The following is a 19822-nucleotide window of genomic DNA, read 5'->3' on the forward strand; positions in this document are numbered from 1 at the left end:
TGGTGTGGCACTTCAGCCCAGGCGACTGAACTGTTAGCGTCCTATTTCGTGACGGTAGGCGCATCACCGAGCAGCCCGACCCGGCCCCGACCAGCGGGGAAGATCGACCCGGCCCCGGAAGTCGATCCGGACTTTCCCCGTGAGTGGATCGAGTTCGTAGATCCGGCAAATGACGAGCATCTGATCGTCGCGGATCTGACTTGGTTGCTGTCGCGGTGGACGTGCGTGTTCGGCACCCCGGCCTGTCAGGGCATCCTGGCCGACCGGCCGGACGACGGCTGCTGCTCGCACGGCGCGTTCCTCTCCGACGAGGACGACCGCAAACGACTGAGCCGCGCTGTGAAGATGCTCACACCCGAGGACTGGCAGCTGCGGGACGAGGCGACCAACGCGCAGGGCAAAGTCACCAAGAGCGGCTACCTGGAACTCGACGAACTGGACGACGAGCCCGCGCTGCGCACGCGCCGGTTCGACGGCGCGTGCATCTTCCTCAACCGTCCCGGCTTCGCGGGAGGCATCGGCTGCGCCCTGCACTCCATGGCGCTGCGGCGCGGCATCGAGCCGCTGGAGGTGAAGCCGGACGTGTGCTGGCAGCTGCCGATCCGCCGCACCCAGGACTGGGTGGACCGGCCCGACGGCGTGCAGATCCTGCGCACCGTGATCACCGAATACGACCGCCGCGGCTGGGGGCCGGGCGGCGCCGATCTGGACTGGTACTGCTCCGGCTCTCCCGACGCCCATGTCGGCAGCAAGCCGGTGTGGCAGTCCTACGCACCGGAGCTGACCGAACTGATCGGCGCGCCCGCCTACGCGGAGCTGGCCAGGCACTGCAAGCGCCGCGAGGGCCTCGGCCTGATCGCCGTCCACCCGGCGACGGTGCACGCCGAGCGGATGCGCGAATCCACGGATCCGTTCGCCTGACCAGTTTGCCGGTCGGGCGCTCGGTCGGCCGCGGTCGGCGGACCGATTCGCCGGGCGGTTCACCCCGTCGCCATGCGAGCTTTACCCGGATCGGGTTTGATGTGCCGTTATGTCCAAGAAAGTTCTCACCGCGGCCACCATCGCCCTGGGCGCCGCCCTCTCGCTGACCGGAGTAGCCCACGCCGAGCCGAACGGCGACCCGCACAAGTTCTTCGACTTCACCACGGAGTTCGTGTCGGCCACCGATCCGGCCGCGGTCAACGCCAAGGCCGCGGGCAAGCTCCTGATCGCGAGCCCGTACGGCACCTCCCACACCATCGCCTGCCGCGGTACCAACACCGTCGATCTCTACGACTGCATGCAGGAAGACGATCTGGGCTGGATCACCCTGCAGAAGACCGAGACCCCCCTCGGCACCACGTGGATCTACGTCCCCTGACACACCGCTGAACGCAACGGCCGAGAGCACCGCAGTGCTCTCGGCCGTTGCGGGTTCTCGCCGCGCGGAGCGCTCACGCCTCCAGTTTGTAGCCCAAGCCGCGCACGGTGACCAGGTGTTCCGGCTTGGCCGGATCCGTCTCGATCTTCGAGCGCAGCCGCTTGACGTGCACGTCGAGGGTCTTGGTGTCGCCGACGTAGTCGGCGCCCCACACGCGGTCGATCAGCTGGCCGCGGGTGAGCACCCGCCCGGAGTTGCGCAGCAGGTATTCGAGCAGGTCGAACTCCTTGAGCGGCAAGGTGACCGGCTTACCGTTCACCATCACGGTGTGCCGGTCGACGTCCATCCGGACCGGACCCGCTTCCAGCACGCCGCTCTCGTTGGAGCCCTCCAGCTCGTCGCCGGCGCCTCGGCGCAGTACGGCGCGGATGCGCGCGATGAGCTCGCGGGCGGAATACGGTTTGGTGACATAGTCGTCGGCGCCCAGCTCCAAGCCGACCACCTTGTCGATCTCGCTGTCGCGCGCGGTGACCATGATCACCGGGACGCCGCTGCGGGTGCGCAACTGCTTGCACACGTCGGTGCCGCTCATGCCGGGCAGCATCAGGTCGAGCAGGACGATGTCCGCACCGGACCGGTCGAACTCGGCGAGCGCGGACGGCCCGTCACCGACGACGGTGACCTCGAAACCCTCCTTGCGCAGCAGGAACGCGAGCGGATCGGCCAGCGACTCCTCATCCTCGACGATCAGAACACTCGTCATCTGCGTGCCTCCACACCATTCGGTCGGCCCGGTCCCAGAGGACGCGGGCTTGTTTCATTCGTGCCAACCACGGCGTCGTCGTGGTCGTCGTCGGCGCCTGCTTCGTGATGGGCGGGTATGCGCAAGGTGAACGTCGATCCGGTGCCCAACTTGCTCCACAGGGTGATTTCCCCGTTGTGGTTGGCGGCCACGTGTTTGACGATAGCCAGGCCTAGACCGGTGCCGCCCGTCTGGCGCGAACGCGCCTTGTCGGACCGGAAGAATCGCTCGAACACCCGCTCCTGGTCCTCTTTGGCGATGCCGATGCCGCGGTCGGTGACCGCCATCGCCACGTGATCGCCGCGCAGTGAGCGGCTCACCGACACGTGGGAACCGGCCGGCGAGTAGGCGATCGCGTTCTCCACCAGGTTGGACAGGGCGGTGACCAGCAGGGTTTCGTCGCCGAGCACCTCGAGCCCGCTCGGGCGGTCGGTGCTGACCGTGATCCCGGCGGCTTCGGCGGCGGTGCGGGAACGGTCGACCGCCTGCATCACCACGGTGTCCACGTCCACCACCTCGAGTTCGGGCAGTTTCTCCGCGCCTTGCAGGCGGGAGAGCGCGATGAGCTCGGTCACCATCTTGCCGAGGCGGCGGGATTCACCGAGCACGCGCTGACCGAAGTGTCGCACGGCGTCGGGGTCTTCGGCGGATTCCAGCAAAGCTTCGGCCAGCAGGCTCATGGCGCCGACCGGGGTCTTGAGTTCATGACTGACGTTGGCCACGAAGTCGCGGCGGGTGGCCTCCATGCGCGCCTGTTCGGAATCGTCGTCGGCGAACAGCACGGTGAAGGTGGTCTCCTCGCGCGACAGTTGCCTGGCGACCCCGCGCACCGCGATGCGGCCGCGGCCGGGGACCGGATTCTTGGCGGTGAGGTCGAACTCCGCGGATTCGCCGGTGGCCAGCACCTTCTCCACCGCGGCCCAGGCCCGCTCGTCGAGCAGGCGATTGCGGACCAGGCCGAGTTCCTCCGCGCGCGGATTGACCAGCACTACGTCGCGGTATTCGTCGACGACCGCGATCCCGCTCTCGGAGGCGAGCACGATCAGGTCGAGAACCTGGGACATGGTGAGACCGGAGTCGGCCTGCCTGCGCGCGGCCTGCCTGGCATTCACATACGGGATCAGTAGCCCGCCGACTGCCAGGCCGACGACAGCCGCCAAGATGGCCAGCAGCACGGCCTGGGGAACACTCACACTTGAATCGTACGGTCGCCGACCGGTCGGCCAACGCGGGGTACACGAAGTTTCGCGCAGGTCATAGGCCCTTCCGGCCCCGTTAGCCGCATGTTTACGCGCTGTTCGACGTCACGTATCCGCCTCGTATTCACCGAGCGGCCGGTTTTCTTCGTCGTCGGCCTCGGCCTGGGCCGCGTTCACCGACGCACCGTGCTTGTCCACCCACTCGCCCAGGGCGTAGATCGGGGTCAATAGGTCCACGCCCGCCTCGGTCAGCTCGTATTCGACCCGCGGCGGGGCCTCGGCGTAGCGGTGCCGGCGCACCAGCGTCATCTGTTCCATCCGGCGCAGCGTCTGCGTCAGCATCTTCTGACTGATGCCGCCGATGGCCGCGCGCAGCTCGCCCGGACGCATCGGCCCCCCGCGCAGCAGGTAGACGAGCACCGGTAGCCAGGAGTTGCCGAAGATGTCCACACCCATCCGGGCCGGGCAGTCGGATTCGAAGTCGCCGTAGGGCGCGTATTCCACCCGCTCGGCGCTGACCGGGTCGATCGGTACTGCGTTCACGGCTCCAGCTTGCCAGCGCCGTTGCGCACCTCCGGGTGCCTTTCGGATTTCCTAGCGTCGTCGTCGAACACATTTCGAGTCAGGAGTTCGAATGCGAATCGGAATCATCGGCGCGGGCGCGATGGCGCGGGCGCTCGGCGGCGGCTGGAGCGCGGCGGGGCACGAAGTACTCATCGGCGCCCGCACCGCCGCCGCCGCGGCGGAATCGGCGGCCTCGATCGGCGGGCGCGCCGGGAGCATCACCGACGCGGCGACGTTCGGCGACGTCGTGCTGCTCGCGTTACCGGTGCCCGCGCTGTCGGAGGTGCTGCACGCGACCGGAGAGCTGCTGGCCGGACGCACGGTGGTCGACTGCACCAACGCCTTCGCCCCGGATGCGGCGGCGCCGGAAGGAGCCACCGCCTTCGTCCTGGCAGAAGACGCTGTCGCGGAACGGGTCGCTGCGCTGGCGCCGGGAGCGCACGTGGTGAAGGCCTTCAACCTGTGCGCCGCCGAGGTGTGGCAGGCGAAGGCGCGCGTCTTCGACGAGCGCCGCCTGGCGGTGCCGCTGTGCGGTGACGACGAGGCCGCGCTGCGGGTGGTCGCGGGGCTGGCGGAAGACCTGGGATCGCGGGCGCTCCCGGCGGGCGGGCTGCACCGGGCCCGGTACCTGGAGGCGATGTCGGTGTTCACCGTCGGTCTCTGGTTCGCCGGGCACGACGCCCGCGCGATGTTCCCGCCCGTGGAGGCCGCGTTCGCCGTCGTCGACTGACCGCACGACGATGAGGCCGGAGCGTGCACCCTCGCCCATACCCCGCGACGTCGATGCGCGGGGTGCACGCCCGGACCCGCCCCGGATCTACCAGCCCGGATTGCCGCTGACCGGGATGTTGACGAAGCTCGGACGGCCGGGGTCCAGCTCCAGATGCTGAGGCCGCAAGCCGGTGTCGATCAGCATCGGCAGGATCGGCAAGCCCTTGGGGAAGTTGCCCGCGTAGACGTCGACGCGCAGGCGGTGACCGGGTTGCAGGATCGCCTCGGTGGCGGGCAGCGCGATGTCCAGCGTGGTCACCTCGCCGGGGACCGTGGGCTGCCGCTGCTCCAGCGAGGTGTACGGCCGCGGATCGGTGTAGTCGCCGTTGGCCGACTTGCTGCTGTTCGCCTCATCGATCGCCCGCAGCGAAGCCATGAGCTGACCGGACGACAGCACGCTGGACTGCCCGTCCGGCGCGACATCGTTCACCGTGACCACCCAGTACCCATCGGCGGCATCTTGAACGGTGTTGAGCCGCACCGCGATCCGCCCCGAAATCGTGGTCGGCTCGCCGACCGGGGCGCTGGTGAAGGTCAGCCCGTTGAGTTCCTCGACCCTGGAGTCCTTCGCACAGCCGTCGATGACCGAAAGCACACCGGCACTGCCCTGGGCGGCGTCGTTGGAACACAGGCTGGTCAGGCCGGGCGCCACGGTCAGACGCGCGGGCTCGCCGGTGCCCGTGGCATCGAGCGAACCGTCGTAGCGGCTGTTCGCGGTACCGCTGGCGGCGGCGGACAGGTACATCCTGCGATGCACCGCCTGCCCCGGATTCGCGGCGGCGGTCGACGCGGCGAACGAGTCGGTGGTGATCCAGCCACCGCCCTGCTGACGCAGGGTGATCGGGCCGTACTGCTCGATGCCGTTGTCGATGTCTTTGAGCCACCGGTCGAACCACGCGCGCTGCAACACATCCAGCCGCGGCGGCAGGCCCGGCTTGCCGTACTCGTTGCCCGAGTTGAGGTGATAGGTGTTGCCCATCAGCAGCTGCTTCTGGCCCGGCGGCAGCGGAATCTCGTTGTAGATCTTGGATTCCGAGTAGGTGAACAGGTCGTGCCAGCCGCCGGTGACGAAGGTCGGCGTCCGGATACCGCTGGGATCACCGAGCCAGTCCTGGCGCGGGCCGGAGCCGTCGGTCAGCAGTTCCTTGGCGCGCGGGTCGAGATCCTCGATGCGCGCGGTGGTGTAGACGTTGAGCAGGACGTCCATGAAGGTCAACGGATCGCGGGCGCGGTCGGCCAGCCACGTGGTGTCCAGTTGCCCGTTGAGCACCGAGGCGAGATCGGGAATCAGCTTGAGCCCGTTGACCGCGGTGAGCCACAGCGGGATGAAGTTGAAGCCGAAGCCGCCGCCGGGTGCGAGCACGTCGTTGACCAGGTCGCTGCCCGGCACGACCGGGAAGATCGCCTGCAAGGCGGGCGGGCGCTTCTGCGCGACCTGCACCTGATTGATCCCGGAATAGGAGATGCCGTTCATGCCGACGCGTCCGTTGGACCACGGCTGCCGGGACGCCCAGTCGATCACCTCGAGCGTGTCCTGTTGTTCGCGTCCGCGCAGCATGTCCCAGACGCCCTGAGAGAAACCGGTGCCGCGCACGTCGACGACCACCTGCGAGTAGCCGCTCTTGATCAGTTGCCGGTCGACGGTGAAGTTGCGCAGTTCGCCCCCGCCGAACGCCTTCGTCAGGTCGGTGACGCCGGACAGCGGCGTGCCGCTCATGTCGATCTGCCGGAAGAATTCGATCAGCGCGTCGGACAGGCCGGGGATCGACTGCGCGTGATCGGCCAGATTCGACACCAGCTTGGTGTACGGCGTGAGATTGACGATCGTCGGCGTAGGGGTGTCGACGGGGCGGCCGGAGGCGTCCGCGGGCCGGTAGACGTTGCCCTTCAGGACTGTTCCGTCACTCATCGTGATGGGGACGTCCCACTGGATGTTGATGTTCGGGTACTGCTGCGGATCATCTTGGGTGGCAGTCCAAGCCGCTCCGGCAGCGCCGCCGTCCGGGCCGGTGGGCGGCGCGACGGCATCGGCGCCGGCGGCGAGCAAGGGGACGAGCATCGTGACGGCAACCGCCGCCACCGTGGCCCGCAGCGCGTTCTTCATCGGACGTGATCCACCTCTCGGCTGGTCGAACGACCAGAGTGTACCTACTTACTTGCCGGTAGAAATAGTGGGTAACTTAAATCGCCGACATAGCGCCGCGGATCGACCGGCATCCCTCCGGCGTGTCGCACGGCAACACCTCATCGAAACGACGACGCGCTGCCACCCGGGCGGGTGACAGCGCGTCGAGAGTGCTCGGTATGCGGGTTACTTGCCGCCCTGACCGGCGACGGCGGCGGCGCCCGCGGCGGCCGCCTCCGGGTCGAGGTACTCGTGCGGGCGCACCGGGCGCAGGTTCTCGTCCAGCTCGTACCGCAGCGGGATGCCGGTGGGGATGTTCAGGCCCGCGATGTCCTCGTCGGAGATCTGGTCGAGGTGCTTGACCAGCGCGCGCAGCGAGTTGCCGTGCGCGGCGACCAGCACGGTCTTGCCGGACAGCAGGTCCTTGGAGATGGTCGACTCCCAGTACGGCACCATCCGGTTGACCACGTCGAGCAGGCATTCGGTCTTCGGGACATCGATGCCCGCGTAGCGCGCGTCGCCCTCTTGGCTGTACTCGTTGGCCGGGTCGATCGGCGGCGGCGGGGTGTCGTAGCTGCGGCGCCACAGCATGAACTGCTCGTCGCCGTACTTCTCCCTGACCTGCGCCTTGTTCTTGCCTTGCAGCTCACCGTAGTGGCGCTCGTTGAGCCGCCAGTCCCGGATCACGGGGATCCAGTGCCGGTCGGCGGCGTCCAGCGCGATGTTCGCGGTGGAGATCGCGCGACGCAGCAGCGAGGTGTAGACGACGTCCGGCAGGATGCCGTGCTCGGCCAGCAGTTCCCCGGCACGCTTGCCCTCGGCGATGCCCTTGTCGGTCAGGTGCACGTCCACCCAGCCGGTGAACAGGTTCAGGGCGTTCCATTCGCTTTCGCCGTGGCGCAGCAGCACGAGGGTGTACGTCATGCGGCCATCCTCCCATGCGCGCTGCGCCGGGTCGCATCGGTTCCCGCCTCCGCCGCCCCGGTCCTGGCGCGAAAGCGCGATGTCAGACCGGTTCGTCGGCGGTGTGCTCCGCGGCGAGCACGCCCGCGCCCGCCAGGGTGGCCCCGTGGGTGATCTCGGAGAGTTCCACGCGCAGTCCGCGCAGGAATTTCAGCCCGGCGTGCGCGTCCACCGCGGCCCGCAACGGATCCCACAGCGGCGCACCGGATTGCGCGAACCCGCCGCCGATCACCACCCGGTCGACGTCGAGCAGGGCGGCGGCGGAGGCGACCGCCGCGCCGAGCGCGGTGCCCGCCCGGTGCAGCGCGGCGACGGCGATCTCGTCGCCCGCGTGCGCGTCCGCGGCCAGCCGCACCCCCGTGGCGCCGGGCCAACCCTGCTCGCGCGCCCAGCGCACCGACGACATGCCACTCGCGACCGCCTCGACGCAGCCGCGGCCGCCGCAGCCGCAGGGCGTGTCCCACCCGGGCACGACGATGTGACCCACGTGCCCGGCGTTGCCGGTGCGCCCGAGCAGCACCTTGCCGCCCGCGACGATCCCGCCGCCGATGCCCGACGACACCGTCATGGCCAGCGCGTCGGGCACCCCGCGCAGCGCGCCGAGGCGATGTTCGGCCAGCGCGAGACAAGCGCCGTCGATGGCGAAACGAATCGTGGCGGCGGGAAAGAGTTCCCGCACGGCGGCGACGATCGGGAATCCCGTCTTCCACTCCGGGATGTTCAACGGACCCGTGACGCCGGTGCGCACATCCACCGGCCCGGCCGCACCGATACCTACGGCGCTGACGCGTTCCGGCCCCGCGACCGTGCGCAGCAGTTCGCGACAGACGTCCCACACACCCGCGTCCGGCACGTCCACCCGGCGCACGTCGCGCACCTCGGCACCGGGGCCGACCACCCCGGCCGCGAACTTCGTCGCGCCGATGTCCAGAGCGAGAATCGCCAATGCCGTCCCTTCGCCGATCCGAGCCACCTGCGATTGTCACCCGGGAACCGGACGGGGCGACGACCGGCTACGGCTTGTCGGCGGAATCGACCAGATGCTCGAAGGCGCGCAGGTTCTGCAGCGACTCGCCGCGCGAGACGCGCCACTTCCATTCCCGCCGAATGGATTCGGCGAAGCCGAGTTCCAGCAGCACGTTGAAGTCGGCGTCGACGGCCTCGAGGATCTGGCCGAACACCCGGTCCAGTTCGTCGGCGGTGACGGAGTGCGCGGACATCCGGCCCACCAGATAGATGTCGCCGACCCGGTCGAGGGTGTACGCGACGGCGTAGAGCCTGCGGTTGCGGCGCAGCAGGAACTTGTACACGCCTTCGAAGTTCTCGTCGGGCTTGCGGCAGACGAACGCTTCGAAGCGGACCCCGTGCTTGCCCACCGTGACCATCACCGTGGTCTTCAGTTTGCGCTCACCGGGCAGGACGACGACGAAGGTCTCCTCCCCCGGCCGGGTGTATTCGATCTCCCTGTCCCGCAGCGTCTCATCGATGAGCCGCGCGGTCGTCTGTACCTCGTTCACCGGCGCACTCCCATCCGGCGCCGCCACAGCGCCCGCGATCTCGCCTGACTGTTCTCGCCGAGCAGGGCGGCCGTCCGCTCCGCGGCGAGACCGGTGTGGTCGTCGGACACCCGGTCGTAGGCATCCTCCCGCACAGCGCTGTGCGCCAGGCCGCGTCCGCCGAAAGCCGCCCGCTCGTCCCGGAAACCGGCCATGGCCGCGGCGTAGCTGGCGAGCAGCCCGTCGGCCGTGTGCGCCCAGGAGAAGTTGGCCGCGTGCGCGACGGCCTGCTCGCCCATCCGGTGCAGCCGGTCCGGGTCGTCCAGCAGGTGGCGCAGCGCGTTCGCCCAGTCCACGGTGCGGTGGCCGGGGACGAGCAGGCCGGACACCTCGTGCCGTACGGCCGTGCCGAGACCGCCCACGTCGGCGGCGAGCACCGGGGTGCCACTGGCCTGCGCCTCGATCGCGACCAGGCCGAAGGACTCGTTGTAGCTCGGCACCGCGACCAGATCGGCGGCGCGGTAGACCAGCACCAGCCGTTGCGGCGGCTGCGGGGGCAGGAAACTGACCCGCTCGGCGATGCCGAGTTCGGCGGCCAGATCGATCAGCGCGTCCGGCCGCTCCAGCCCGCTGCCGGACGGGCCGCCCACGATCAGCACGCGCAGTTTGCGCTCCGGGTCGGCGCGCAAGACCTCGGCCGCGGCGCGCACCAGCACATCGGGCGCCTTCAGCGGCTGGATCCGGCCGACGAACGCGACGATCCGCTCGTCGGCGGCCAGCCCGAGCGCGGCGCGGGCGGCGGCCTTGTCACCGGGGCGGTAGCAGGTCAAGTCGGCACCCGGCGGGACGACATCGATGCGCTCGGGGTCGGCGCCATAGAGTTCCACCAGCTGGCGGGCTTCCTCAGCGGTGTTGGCGACCAGGCGGTCGGATTCGGCGATCACCTGCTTCTCGCCGATCTCGCGGGTCGCCGGTTCGGGACAGTCGCCCTCGGCCAGCGCGGCGTTCTTCACCGCCGCCAGGGTGTGCGCGGTGTGCACCAGCGGCACCCGCCACCGGTCCCTGGTCAGCCAGCCGACCTGGCCGGACAACCAGTAGTGCGAGTGCACCAGGTCGTAGTGGCCGGGCAGGTGCCTGGCCTCCTGACGCAGCACCTCCGCGGTGAAGGGGCACAGCTGGGTGGGCAGATCGTGCTTGTCCAGCCCCTCGAACGGGCCTGCCACCACGGTGCGCACCAGCACGCCGGGCGCGGCCTCCTGGACCGGCGGGACGTTCGACGCGGTGGCCCGGGTGAAGATCTCCACCTCGGTGCCGCGCCGGGCCAGCTCGACGGCCGTTTGCAGGACGTAGACGTTCATGCCGCCCGCGTCGCCGGTGCCCGGCTGAGCGAGTGGTGAGGTGTGCACCGATAACACGGCGATACGGTTCGGCCGTAGGTCCAGGCGCTGACTCACACTATCCATAGTGCACGTTGCGTTCCCCGGCCCAGACACGCTATCCGCGGCAAGTGAGAGCTATCACAGAGCAGACATGAATCCGATCACAGACTCTCGATGAACGCGCGCACCTCGGCGACGAACCGGGAACGGTCCTCGATGAACAGGCCGTGCTGGGCGTCCTCCCAGAACGACACACGCGCGTCCGGCACGGCCTCGGCGATGTAGCGGCCGTTGTCGACGGGAACGACCCGGTCGGCGGTCCCGTGCAGGACGAGCACCGGAACGTCCAGTGTGCGCAGGGTCTCGGTGTTGTCGACGGTCCGGTAGAACAGCGCTTTGCGCACCGCGGGCGGGGTGGCGAGACTGGCCCCGAACAAGCGCTGCGCGTCCGGCCCCTTGTCCGCGCCCGGTCCGGTGTTCGCATTGCCGAACACACCGAAGGCGCGCACCGCCCGCCCCGCGCTCTCCTCGAAGACGCCCGGAATCGCCTCCCGCATCATGCTGCCGGTCGCCGCGCCGGGCACACCGGGGCCGATATTCGCCATCGAGCCGGTGTAGACGACGCCCGCCACGGCGCCGGTGCCATAGGCGGTCAAGTAGTCGGTCAGCACGATCCCGCCGTAGGACCAGCCGAGCAGCACCGCCCCGGACGCGATGCCCTCGGCCGCCAGCACCGCCGCGACGTCGGCCGCCCAGTTCTTCGGATCGTCGTAGCCCGCCGCGGGCGCGTCGGAGTAACCGTGGCCACGCAGGTCGACGGCGACCACCCGCATGTGCGCGGCGAGGTCGTCGGCGGCTCCACCCCAGCAGCGCAGATTCGCCGACCAGCCGTGCAGCAGCACCAGCGGCCTGCCGTGCGCCGGGCCGCTCACCCGGTAGACGATGTTGGTTCCGTCCGCGCTCACCACGTCCCGAATAGCCATGCACCGAGGCTAACCGTGCTCGCGGGACCGCCAGGACCCGGCAAACCTCGCGCACCTAGGATCTGTTCGCATGAGCACTCGCACCGCCGTCGTGACCGGAGCCAGCTCGGGGATCGGGGAGGCCACAGCCCGTGAGCTGGCCGAGCAGGGCTATCACGTCTACGTCGGTGCGCGCAGGCTCGATCGCCTTGGCCGCCTCGCCGACGAGATCGGCGGCACCGCACTGGAACTCGACGTCACCTCGGACGAGTCGGTGCGGGCGTTCACCGAAGCGGTCGAGCGCGTCGACGTGCTGGTCAACAACGCGGGCGGCGCGAAGGGCCTGGCTCCGGTGGCCGAGGCCGACCTGGACGACTGGCGCTGGATGTGGGAGACCAACGTGCTCGGCACACTGCGCGTCACCAAGGCGCTGCTGCCGAAGCTGATCGCCTCCGGTGACGGGCTGATCGTCACCGTCACGTCGGTGGCCGCGTTCACCGCCTACGACAACGGCGCCGGGTACACCTCCGCCAAGCACGCGCAAGCCGTGCTGCACCGCACGCTGCGCGGAGAGCTGCTCGGGCAGCCGGTGCGTCTCACCGAGATCGCGCCCGGCGCGGTGGAGACCGAGTTCTCGCTGGTGCGTTTCGGCGGCGACGCCGAACGCGCGGCCAAGGTGTACGAGGGCATCGATCCGCTGGTCGCCCAGGACATCGCGGAGGTCATCGGGTTCGTCGCGTCGCGACCGGCGCACGTCGATCTGGACCAGATCATCATCAAGCCGCGCGACCAGGCCGACGCGGGTCGGTTCGCCCGCCGCACTTCATAGCTGAAGCGCATTACTCGTTCGGCAGCGCCGGCCCGGCCGCGAATCGCTGGGCCTTCGCTGTTCGCCCGTAGCCGTTAACATCCGAGAAGCCGCACGCGTAAGGACATCGGATGGGAGTGATTCGGCTCATGTTCAAGGGCTTCAAAGAGTTCCTGATGCGCGGGAACGTCATCGATCTCGCGGTCGCCGTCGTCATGGGCACCGCGTTCACCTCCGTGGTGACCTCGGTGACGAAAGGTGTCGTCAATCCGCTGCTCGCGGTGTTCGGCAGCACCAACCAGCTGGGCCTCGGCGTGCAGCTGATCCCCTCCAAGCCCGCCACCTTCATCGCCGTCGGCCCGATCATCACGGCCGCCATCGATTTCTTCATGGTCGCCGCGGTGCTCTACTTCGTGCTGATCCTGCCCATGAAGACGATCAAGAATCGCTTCGGCACGCCGAAGGCGGCCGAGCCCACCCAGATCGAACTGCTGACCGAGATTCGCGACCTGCTCGCCGAGCGGCACGAGGCGGTCCGCGCCCAACGCCAGGCCGACCGAGAGGTCGAAGAGGAACACGCCGACGACGCGACCGAAGAACAGAACGTGAAGGTGCGCTAGACCCGGTCAGCGCGCCCCCGCGGGCTGCGGGGGCAGCGGTGTGGCGGAGACCACGGCGGACGGCGCGCCCCGCAACGCCGACATGGTTTTCCAGGTGTCCCAGTCGATGGTCCAGTCGTAGAGGTCGCCGTCGGCGGCCGAGAGCGGGATCGAGGTTCCGGTCACCTCGACCGGATCGCCGTACAGGGACGTGGGGAAATACGCCTGGGCATCACCGGGCGACAGATTGATGCAGCCGTTGGTGACGTTCGCCGAACCTTGCGCCGACAGCGATTCCGGGTTGGCGTGGATGAATTCGCCGTTGTTGGAGATGCGTACCGCCCAGCGTTCGCGAACATTGGTGTAGAACGGCGGGTTCGACATCATGAAGTCTTCGTACTTCTCGGTGACCACGTGGACACCGGAACGAGTCACGTTGCGCGCCTCGTTGCCCTCGCCGTAACTGACGGCGAAATCGAAGACCGTCCGTCCGTCGCGGACCACCTGCATGCGGTGACTCGGGGCGCTCGCCTTGACGATCTGGCTGCGGCCGATGCGGAAATCGGTGGTCAGATCGGAATCGCCGTAGTTGCCGCCACCGAGGTCGAGGCCGTAGAGGCGGGCCGAGACGTGCACGGCGGTCCCCGGTGTCCAGTAGTTCTTCGGACGCCAGTGCAGGCGGGAGCCGCCGTCGTCCGGGAACCAGGCCCACGCGCCCTCGGTGGGCGGGTCGGTGGTGATCGTGAGCGCCTTCTCCACCGCCGCCTTGTTCGTGACGGACGACTTGAACTGCAGGATGATCGGCGCCGCGATGCCGACCTCCTGGTTGTCGCCGATGTTCAGGGTCGCGGGGACGGTGCTCTTGGGCTTCAGGGTGTGGAACGAGCCGTCGATCGGGATCGGCTTGCCGTCGGCGCCGACGGCGGTGCCGGACCAGGCGTAGGTGGCGTCGTAGCCGAGCGGCTCGGTGATGGTGTAAGCGCGCCGGTCCGGCGCGAGTTCGCCGCGGACCTGCTTGCCCGCGACGTTGGTCAGCGCGACCTGATCGATCGTGCCGTCGCTGATCGTCACCGAGACCGGCGTTGTCGGGTTGACGTTCGTGGCGTCGGCGGCGGGGGTCAACGTCGCTTTGGCGATCGGACCGGCAGCGGGACGCGGCTTTCCGGAGCCGCGGTCTATCGTGCAACCGGCCACCAGAGCGACGACCACGAGCAGGAGGGCCGACACCACGGCAACCGATCGGCGGATCATCGTGCGGTGGTTCACTTCGTCGAATCTACGCGCGGCGCGCGCGCCGACCCGTCGACGCAGCGTGTGGTGTCGGCCTCAACGGGTCAGAGGGTGAGACCCACCGTGACCGGTTCGGGTTCCAGCCGGATCCCGAAACGCTCGGCCACCCCGTCGCGGACCGTCCTGGCCAGCGCCACCACATCGGCCGCACTGGCGCCGCCGCGATTGGTCAGCGCCAGTGTGTGTTTCGTCGACAGTCGGGCGGGCGCACCGTCGCCGGGGAAGCCCTTGGCGAAACCGGCCCGCTCGATGAGCCAGCCCGCGGAGAACTTGACTCCGTCCGGCGCCGGATAGGTCGGGACCGCGACGTCGCCCAGATGAGCGGCGATCGCGGCGCGCACCTGGGCCACCCGCTCCGGCGCGACCACCGGATTGGTGAAAAACGAACCCGCGCTCCAGGTGTCGTGGTCGGCCGGATCGAGGACCATGCCCTTGCCCGCACGCAACCGCAGCACCGCTTCCCGCACCTCGGCCGCGGGGCGGGACTCGCCGTCCGCGGCGCCCAGCGCCGAGGCCAGCTCGCCGTAACGCAGTGGCACGCTGGAACCGTCTGCGCGCAGCGCGAAATCGACCGCGAGCACGACGGCGTCGTCACGGTGTTTGAGCACGCTGGTGCGGTAACCGAAACCGAGTTCCGCGGGCTCCACCCACCGGATCTCACCGCTGGCGCGATCCAGCAGGCGCACCCGGCGCAGCAGATTCGCCACCTCCGCGCCGTAGGCGCCGACGTTCTGCACGGGCGTCGCACCCGCCGAACCGGGAATGCCGGACAGACACTCCAATCCTCCGAGACCCGCCTCGACCGTCGCCCGCACCACGGCGTCCCAGTCCGCGCCCGCCTCGGCGACCACGCCGCCGTCGCCGATCTCGACGCCGCCGGTGGCGATCCGCACCACGACGCCGTCGAAGCCGTCGTCGCCGATCAGCAGATTCGAGCCACCCGCGAGCAGCAGCACCGGGACACCCGCCGCGTCCAGCGCACGGACCGTCGCGACCAACGCTTCGGTCGTCGCGCATTCGGCGACCTGGGCGGGTCCACCCACTCGCAGCGTGGTCAGCTCCGCCAACCGCACGTCGGCGCATAGCCGCGCGCCGGTATCGGCGAGGAGATCCGAGGGCACCACTCGTGAAGTTCGCACGATGCTAAACGGTAGCGTGCGCGCCGACAACTACACGCTGGTGTATCAGCCCGCGAGCGGATCGGATAGCACCGCTCGGGCAGCTCGAATGCCGAACAGCAGCGGGTGCGCTGACAGCTACATGCTGGCATTCTCCGCCCGCGAGCAGATCCGACAGCATGACTCGTGTGACTCGAGCGCCACACGGTAGCGTGTGGACCCATGGCTACACCGCTGGCGTACACGGCCCGCTACACCCATCCGACCGCCGCGGTGCGCGCGGCGTTTGCGAACGACCAGTACTGGAAGGATCGCATCGCGGAGGTCGGCGGCCCCAATGCCCGGCTGGAGTCGGTCACCATCAGCGGTGACGAGGTGCGCGTCGAGATGGTGCAGGCCATCCCCGCCGAACAGCTCCCCGCCGCGATCACCGCGGTGCGGCCCGGCGATCTGATCATCCCGCGCGTCGAGCACTGGACCGGGGACCAGGCCACCTTCGAGGCCCGCGTCGAAGGCGCGCCCGCCGAGGTCCGCGGCGCCATCGCGTTGGCCGCCGACGGCTCCGGCGCCGTCACCACGGTCGACGGCACCATCGAGGTGAAGATTCCGCTGTTCGGCAGCAAGATCGAGAAGGCGATCGCCGAGCACCTCACCGAACTGCTGAAGAACGAGGCGGAGTTCACCGGCAAGTGGCTCACGGCGCACTGACCGGTCTCGAGATCACGGTCACTGTTCGACGTCACATCGTGCGGTCCCGGCCTTCGTGTCAGTTCCGCACTCCACCCGCCCATCGAGGTCGGCGCCGCCGGACCCAGTAACGTGTGAGCCCATGGCACGCCGATTGGACTACTCCGCCCGCTATCCGCTGCACACCACAAAAGAGCTGTACGCGGCGCTGTCGAACCGCGATTACTGGGACGCGCGGATGGGCGAGATGCGGAAGTACACCCCCGGCAACGAGGTGGTCCGGCTGGAGGCGGGCGACGACGGGATCACGGTCGAGCTGCACCACGTCCTCCCCCGCGACATGCTGCCGGAAATCGCGCAGACGGTGATGCGCAAGGACATGGTGATCACTCGCAAGGAGTTCTACAGTCCGTACGCCGCGGAGGAGACCACCGGCAAGTACTCGGCGTCCATTCCCGCAGGCCCCGGCAGCCTCGGCGGCACCATCCGCCTGTTCCCCACCGACACCGGCTGCACCATGCGCTTCTCGTCGGAGGCGAAAGTTTTCATCCCCATGGTGGGTCCGCGCCTGGAACAGCTGATGCTGGTGAACCTGGTCGACCTGTTCCGTGGCGAGGCCGAGTTCACGGTTCAGTGGCTGGAAGAACAACACCCCACTCGCTGACCAAGCCGGTCGGCAATATCACTCGTGGCACCACCGCCGTCAATCGTCTCCGCCGCAGCGACCGCTGGCTGATCAACGACGAATTCGTCGCCGACCGGTTGCGCGGTGCGCCCGATCCGCTGGTCGTCGATCTCGGGTACGGCGCGAGCCCGTGGACCACGTTCGAGCTGGCCGCTCGGCTGCGCACGATCCGCGCCGACGTGCGCGTGGTCGGATTGGAGATCGACCCGCAGCGCGTGGTGCCCGGCCGCGACGGCGTCACCTTCGCACGGGGCGGATTCGAATTGGCCGGGCTGCGGCCGGTTCTGGTGCGCGCCTTCAACGTCCTGCGGCAGTACCCGGAAGCGGCGGTCGGCGAGGCATGGTCGACGGTGCTGGCCGGGCTGGCGCCGGACGGGGTGCTGGTCGACGGCACCTGCGACGAATTGGGCAGACGCTGCGCATGGATCCTGCTCGACCGGGACGGGCCGCGCTCGCTCACACTGGCCTGGGATCCTTTCACCGTCGAGCGTCCCTCCGACCTCGCCGAACGCTTGCCGAAGGCGTTGATCCACCGCAACGTTCCCGGTGAACCGATTCACGCGCTGCTGACCGCCGCCGATCGCGCGTGGGCCCACGCCGCGCCGATGGCACCATATGGCCCCCGGGTCCGCTGGCGCGCGGCGGCGCGGGCGCTGCACGCGGAAGGCTTCCCGATCCGCCACTACCGCCGCCGCCTGCGCGACAGCGTGCTCTCGGTGCCGTGGTCGGCGGTCGCGCCGCTCGGTACGAGCTAGCGCGGTTTCGTCACGCTACGGCAAGCGCCTGATATACCCGTCGCGCGGCGCGCGGCGACAAGCGCGCACCCGCGTCGGTGATCTCCTCGCCCGCGCACCGGTGGATCGCGACCGCGTCGGCCACCACCTCGTTCAAGGCGGACTGCCCGATATCGGCCTCGGCCAAGTCGAGCACCGTGCGGACCGGCGTCGTCACCAGGAACGCACCCGCCGATTCCACGTCGGCGCCTGCCAGCGTTCGGCGCACGACCACCAGCCGCGGCGTCACCGGCGGACGTCCCGCACGCGCCGACAGGTGCAGGAACCGCGGGCACAGGCTGCCGAGCCCGTGCAACTCCGCCGCACTCTGATGGGAGACGACCGCGGCGCCGTCGAACCAGGCCGCCCACATCGCGTACTCGTCGAGCGGGCCGTCCGGCCACCCGGCCAACCGGAGCATGCCGACTCCGGCCCTCGTCACCGAACCATCGCCAAGGGCTGCTCGCACCCGCGCTCCGCACCCGGTGCGCAGCACCTGGCGAGTCGTGAAGAAACCGGCGTGCCGACCGGCCCAGCGGCGCAGAACACGCCATCCTTGTTCCGCGGATCCGATCGCGCGGCTTGCCTCATCGCCGGCCATGGGCATCAGGCTACGCTCGATTTTTGTGCTTCATGTCACATTCGAACCCCTCACGACCTCCTCAGAGACGGCACAGAAAGGTCGGGAAGAATTTTGGCCATGAGTACGAACGCAACCTCGCCCTCGACGATCAACCGGCGGACCCTGCTGATCGCCCTGACCGTGGTAGCGATTCTGCTCGCCACGGTCTTGGTCGGCGGCGAGGCCTACGCCAGGCACACGGTGTCGAACTGCATCAGCTCGCAGTTCGAGAAGGAGATGGGGTCGAAGATCGACGTGAGCTTCGGGCCCAAGCCGATGCTGCTCACCTGGATCGACGGCAAGGTGCCGACGGTCAAGGTGAACAGTGCCGACACCAAGTTCGGTCCCGCCGTCGGGATGGTGGTGCACGCCGTCTTCCGCGACGTCGACGTCGCCGACCAGAACGGCAGCGAGATCGGCAGTTCCTCGGCCGACGTCACCTGGAGCAACGAGGGGATCAAAGAGACCCTCGGCGGCATGGTCAGCGGGGTGAGTTCCTCGGCGAGTACCGGCATGCTCACCCTGTCGGTGCTCGGCGGCTTCGCCGAACTCCAGTTGAAGCCGCAGATCGTGAACGGCATGGTCAAGGTGGAGACGATGTCGGCGGAGTTGCTCGGCATCGGCCTGCCCTCCGACCTGGTGCAGAGCATCGTCGACCTGTTCACCAAGAGCCTGCAGAGCTACCCGCTCGGCATGGCGGCGACCGACCTGAAGGTCACCGACTCCGGCGTCGACGTCCACCTCTCCGGCGGGCGTACCCAGCTCGAGCAGGCGGGCAACGGCTCCGACACGCGCTGCTGAACGCGCACCGCCGCACGGCCTCCGGGCCTTGCGCTTTGACGGTCAGCTCGGGAAACCATCGAGCACTTCACGCGATTTCGACAGCCCGAGCCGGGTCGCGCCCGCCGCGATCAGCTCCGCGGCCGCCTCGGCGGTCCGGATGCCGCCACTGGCCTTGACGCCGAGCCTGTCGCCGACCGTCTCGGCCATCAACCGCACCGCGTGCGCGCTCGCGCCGCCCGCGGGGTGAAATCCCGTGGAGGTCTTCACAAAATCGGCGCCCGCGCGTTCGGCGACCCGGCACACCTGCACGATCGCTTCGTCCGGCAGCGCGGCGGACTCGATGATCACTTTCAACAGCGCCCGATCCCCGATCGCCTCGCGGACCGTGACGATGTCGGACAGCACCGCCGTGTAATCACCCGCGCGAGCCGCGCCGACATCGATGACCATGTCCACCTCGGCGGCGCCCTGATCCACCGCGAGCCGCGCCTCGGCGCCTTTGACCAGCGAATGATGCTTCCCCGAAGGGAATCCGGCGACCGTCGCGACCACCAGTCCGGGCGCGCGCACCGGCAACATGGACGGCGACACACAGATCGCCAGGACGCCAAGCGTCCGTGCGTCTTCGATCAACGCGCCGACCTGCGCGGGCGTCGCCTCCGGAGCGAGCAGCGTGTGATCGATCATGGCGGCCACTTCGGCCCTGGTCAGCGACGTGGAACTTGCCATGGGGTGAGAGTCTGGCACACCGGAATCGAATTCCGTTGCGCGCCTGGCGGCAGTTCGCGCACACTCGTAGCTGATGGCGCATCGGACAACGTGACGCCACGGTCGCT

General features: G+C 69.2%; 21 protein-coding genes and 1 pseudogene. 9 read left to right on the top strand and 13 right to left on the bottom strand.

The features are described from left to right. Positions 1-48: 48 nt before the first annotated feature. Positions 49-921 carry a hypothetical protein gene (locus AB0L97_RS00475; protein WP_356962593.1) on the top strand — a complete coding sequence of 291 codons (873 nt, stop codon included), beginning with the start codon at positions 49-51 and terminating at the stop codon, positions 919-921. Between the two features lie 109 nt (positions 922-1030). Then, entirely contained in the window at positions 1031-1360 is a 330-nt protein-coding gene (locus AB0L97_RS00480) for a hypothetical protein (protein ID WP_355071913.1), read from the top strand. 73 nt (positions 1361-1433) lie between these two features. Here the strand turns inward: AB0L97_RS00480 and AB0L97_RS00485 are convergent, their stop codons facing one another. The 3 genes from AB0L97_RS00485 to AB0L97_RS00495 all read right to left on the bottom strand — a co-directional run bounded on the left by AB0L97_RS00485 (position 1434) and on the right by AB0L97_RS00495 (position 3904). After that, complete coding sequence (locus tag AB0L97_RS00485) at positions 1434-2123, bottom strand: response regulator transcription factor (RefSeq protein ID WP_355071912.1); 690 nt, start codon at positions 2121-2123, stop codon at positions 1434-1436. Further along, complete coding sequence (locus AB0L97_RS00490; protein WP_364424328.1) at positions 2120-3355, bottom strand: ATP-binding protein; 1236 nt, start codon at positions 3353-3355, stop codon at positions 2120-2122. Before AB0L97_RS00490 ends, AB0L97_RS00485 begins: the two co-directional genes overlap by 4 nt. Positions 3356-3466: 111 nt before the next feature. Continuing rightward, positions 3467-3904 (bottom strand): helix-turn-helix domain-containing protein, encoded by a 438-nt coding sequence (locus AB0L97_RS00495; protein ID WP_364424330.1) that lies wholly within the window; start codon positions 3902-3904, stop codon positions 3467-3469. 91 nt (positions 3905-3995) lie between these two features. Here AB0L97_RS00495 and AB0L97_RS00500 point away from each other — a divergent pair, with 91 nt between their 5' ends. Beyond that, complete coding sequence (locus tag AB0L97_RS00500) at positions 3996-4655, top strand: NAD(P)-binding domain-containing protein (RefSeq protein WP_364424332.1); 660 nt, start codon at positions 3996-3998, stop codon at positions 4653-4655. Positions 4656-4742: 87 nt separating this feature from the next. Here AB0L97_RS00500 and AB0L97_RS00505 read toward each other — a convergent pair whose 3' ends face one another. The 6 genes and pseudogenes from AB0L97_RS00505 to AB0L97_RS00530 all read right to left on the bottom strand — a co-directional run bounded on the left by AB0L97_RS00505 (position 4743) and on the right by AB0L97_RS00530 (position 11642). Next, positions 4743-6800, bottom strand: coding sequence for a CocE/NonD family hydrolase (locus AB0L97_RS00505; RefSeq protein ID WP_364424334.1), 2058 nt, complete (start codon positions 6798-6800; stop codon positions 4743-4745). 207 nt (positions 6801-7007) lie between these two features. After that, positions 7008-7745: a phosphoglyceromutase gene (locus AB0L97_RS00510; RefSeq protein ID WP_355071904.1), complete on the bottom strand. Its 738-nt coding sequence runs from the start codon at positions 7743-7745 to the stop codon at positions 7008-7010. Between the two features lie 82 nt (positions 7746-7827). Further along, complete coding sequence (locus AB0L97_RS00515) at positions 7828-8730, bottom strand: ROK family protein (RefSeq protein ID WP_355072134.1); 903 nt, start codon at positions 8728-8730, stop codon at positions 7828-7830. A gap of 67 nt (positions 8731-8797) precedes the next feature. Next, complete coding sequence (locus tag AB0L97_RS00520; protein ID WP_364424337.1) at positions 8798-9301, bottom strand: YbjN domain-containing protein; 504 nt, start codon at positions 9299-9301, stop codon at positions 8798-8800. 203 nt (positions 9302-9504) lie between these two features. Further along, positions 9505-10743 (bottom strand): annotated as a pseudogene (mshA, locus tag AB0L97_RS00525) (D-inositol-3-phosphate glycosyltransferase); the annotation flags it as partial. Positions 10744-10820: 77 nt separating this feature from the next. After that, entirely contained in the window at positions 10821-11642 is an 822-nt protein-coding gene (locus tag AB0L97_RS00530) for an alpha/beta hydrolase (protein ID WP_355071900.1), read from the bottom strand. A 70-nt stretch (positions 11643-11712) separates the two neighbouring features. Between AB0L97_RS00530 and AB0L97_RS00535 the strand changes: the two genes are divergently transcribed. Both AB0L97_RS00535 and mscL read left to right on the top strand, forming a co-directional pair. After that, positions 11713-12450: an SDR family NAD(P)-dependent oxidoreductase gene (locus AB0L97_RS00535; protein WP_355071899.1), complete on the top strand. Its 738-nt coding sequence runs from the start codon at positions 11713-11715 to the stop codon at positions 12448-12450. 110 nt (positions 12451-12560) lie between these two features. Further along, the gene (mscL, locus tag AB0L97_RS00540) at positions 12561-13049 is read left to right on the top strand and encodes a large conductance mechanosensitive channel protein MscL (RefSeq protein ID WP_355071897.1); all 489 of its coding nucleotides are present in this window, start codon (positions 12561-12563) and stop codon (positions 13047-13049) included. 6 nt (positions 13050-13055) lie between these two features. Here mscL and AB0L97_RS00545 read toward each other — a convergent pair whose 3' ends face one another. Then, entirely contained in the window at positions 13056-14279 is a 1224-nt protein-coding gene (locus AB0L97_RS00545) for an Ig-like domain-containing protein (RefSeq protein WP_364424861.1), read from the bottom strand. An 83-nt stretch (positions 14280-14362) separates the two neighbouring features. Further along, positions 14363-15460, bottom strand: coding sequence for a UDP-N-acetylmuramate dehydrogenase (locus AB0L97_RS00550; protein WP_364424862.1), 1098 nt, complete (start codon positions 15458-15460; stop codon positions 14363-14365). Positions 15461-15658: 198 nt separating this feature from the next. Here AB0L97_RS00550 and AB0L97_RS00555 point away from each other — a divergent pair, with 198 nt between their 5' ends. From AB0L97_RS00555 to AB0L97_RS00565, 3 genes are all read left to right on the top strand, one after another. Continuing rightward, entirely contained in the window at positions 15659-16144 is a 486-nt protein-coding gene (locus tag AB0L97_RS00555; protein WP_364424340.1) for a DUF2505 domain-containing protein, read from the top strand. Between the two features lie 121 nt (positions 16145-16265). Next, the gene (locus tag AB0L97_RS00560; RefSeq protein WP_355071895.1) at positions 16266-16787 is read left to right on the top strand and encodes a DUF2505 domain-containing protein; all 522 of its coding nucleotides are present in this window, start codon (positions 16266-16268) and stop codon (positions 16785-16787) included. Continuing rightward, complete coding sequence (locus AB0L97_RS00565) at positions 16757-17563, top strand: class I SAM-dependent methyltransferase (protein ID WP_364424343.1); 807 nt, start codon at positions 16757-16759, stop codon at positions 17561-17563. The genes AB0L97_RS00560 and AB0L97_RS00565 overlap by 31 nt, the downstream gene beginning before the upstream one ends. A gap of 10 nt (positions 17564-17573) precedes the next feature. Here the strand turns inward: AB0L97_RS00565 and AB0L97_RS00570 are convergent, their stop codons facing one another. Continuing rightward, positions 17574-18182 (bottom strand): hypothetical protein, encoded by a 609-nt coding sequence (locus AB0L97_RS00570; protein WP_355071891.1) that lies wholly within the window; start codon positions 18180-18182, stop codon positions 17574-17576. A 99-nt stretch (positions 18183-18281) separates the two neighbouring features. Here AB0L97_RS00570 and AB0L97_RS00575 point away from each other — a divergent pair, with 99 nt between their 5' ends. Beyond that, positions 18282-19004 (top strand): DUF2993 domain-containing protein, encoded by a 723-nt coding sequence (locus tag AB0L97_RS00575; protein WP_355071890.1) that lies wholly within the window; start codon positions 18282-18284, stop codon positions 19002-19004. Between the two features lie 42 nt (positions 19005-19046). Here AB0L97_RS00575 and deoC read toward each other — a convergent pair whose 3' ends face one another. Then, the gene (gene deoC / locus AB0L97_RS00580) at positions 19047-19715 is read right to left on the bottom strand and encodes a deoxyribose-phosphate aldolase (protein WP_355071888.1); all 669 of its coding nucleotides are present in this window, start codon (positions 19713-19715) and stop codon (positions 19047-19049) included. Positions 19716-19822 lie beyond the last annotated feature (107 nt).

Origin of the sequence: Nocardia sp. NPDC051911 (genome assembly GCF_040681035.1) — a bacterium.
Classification (GTDB): domain Bacteria; phylum Actinomycetota; class Actinomycetes; order Mycobacteriales; family Mycobacteriaceae; genus Nocardia; species Nocardia sichangensis.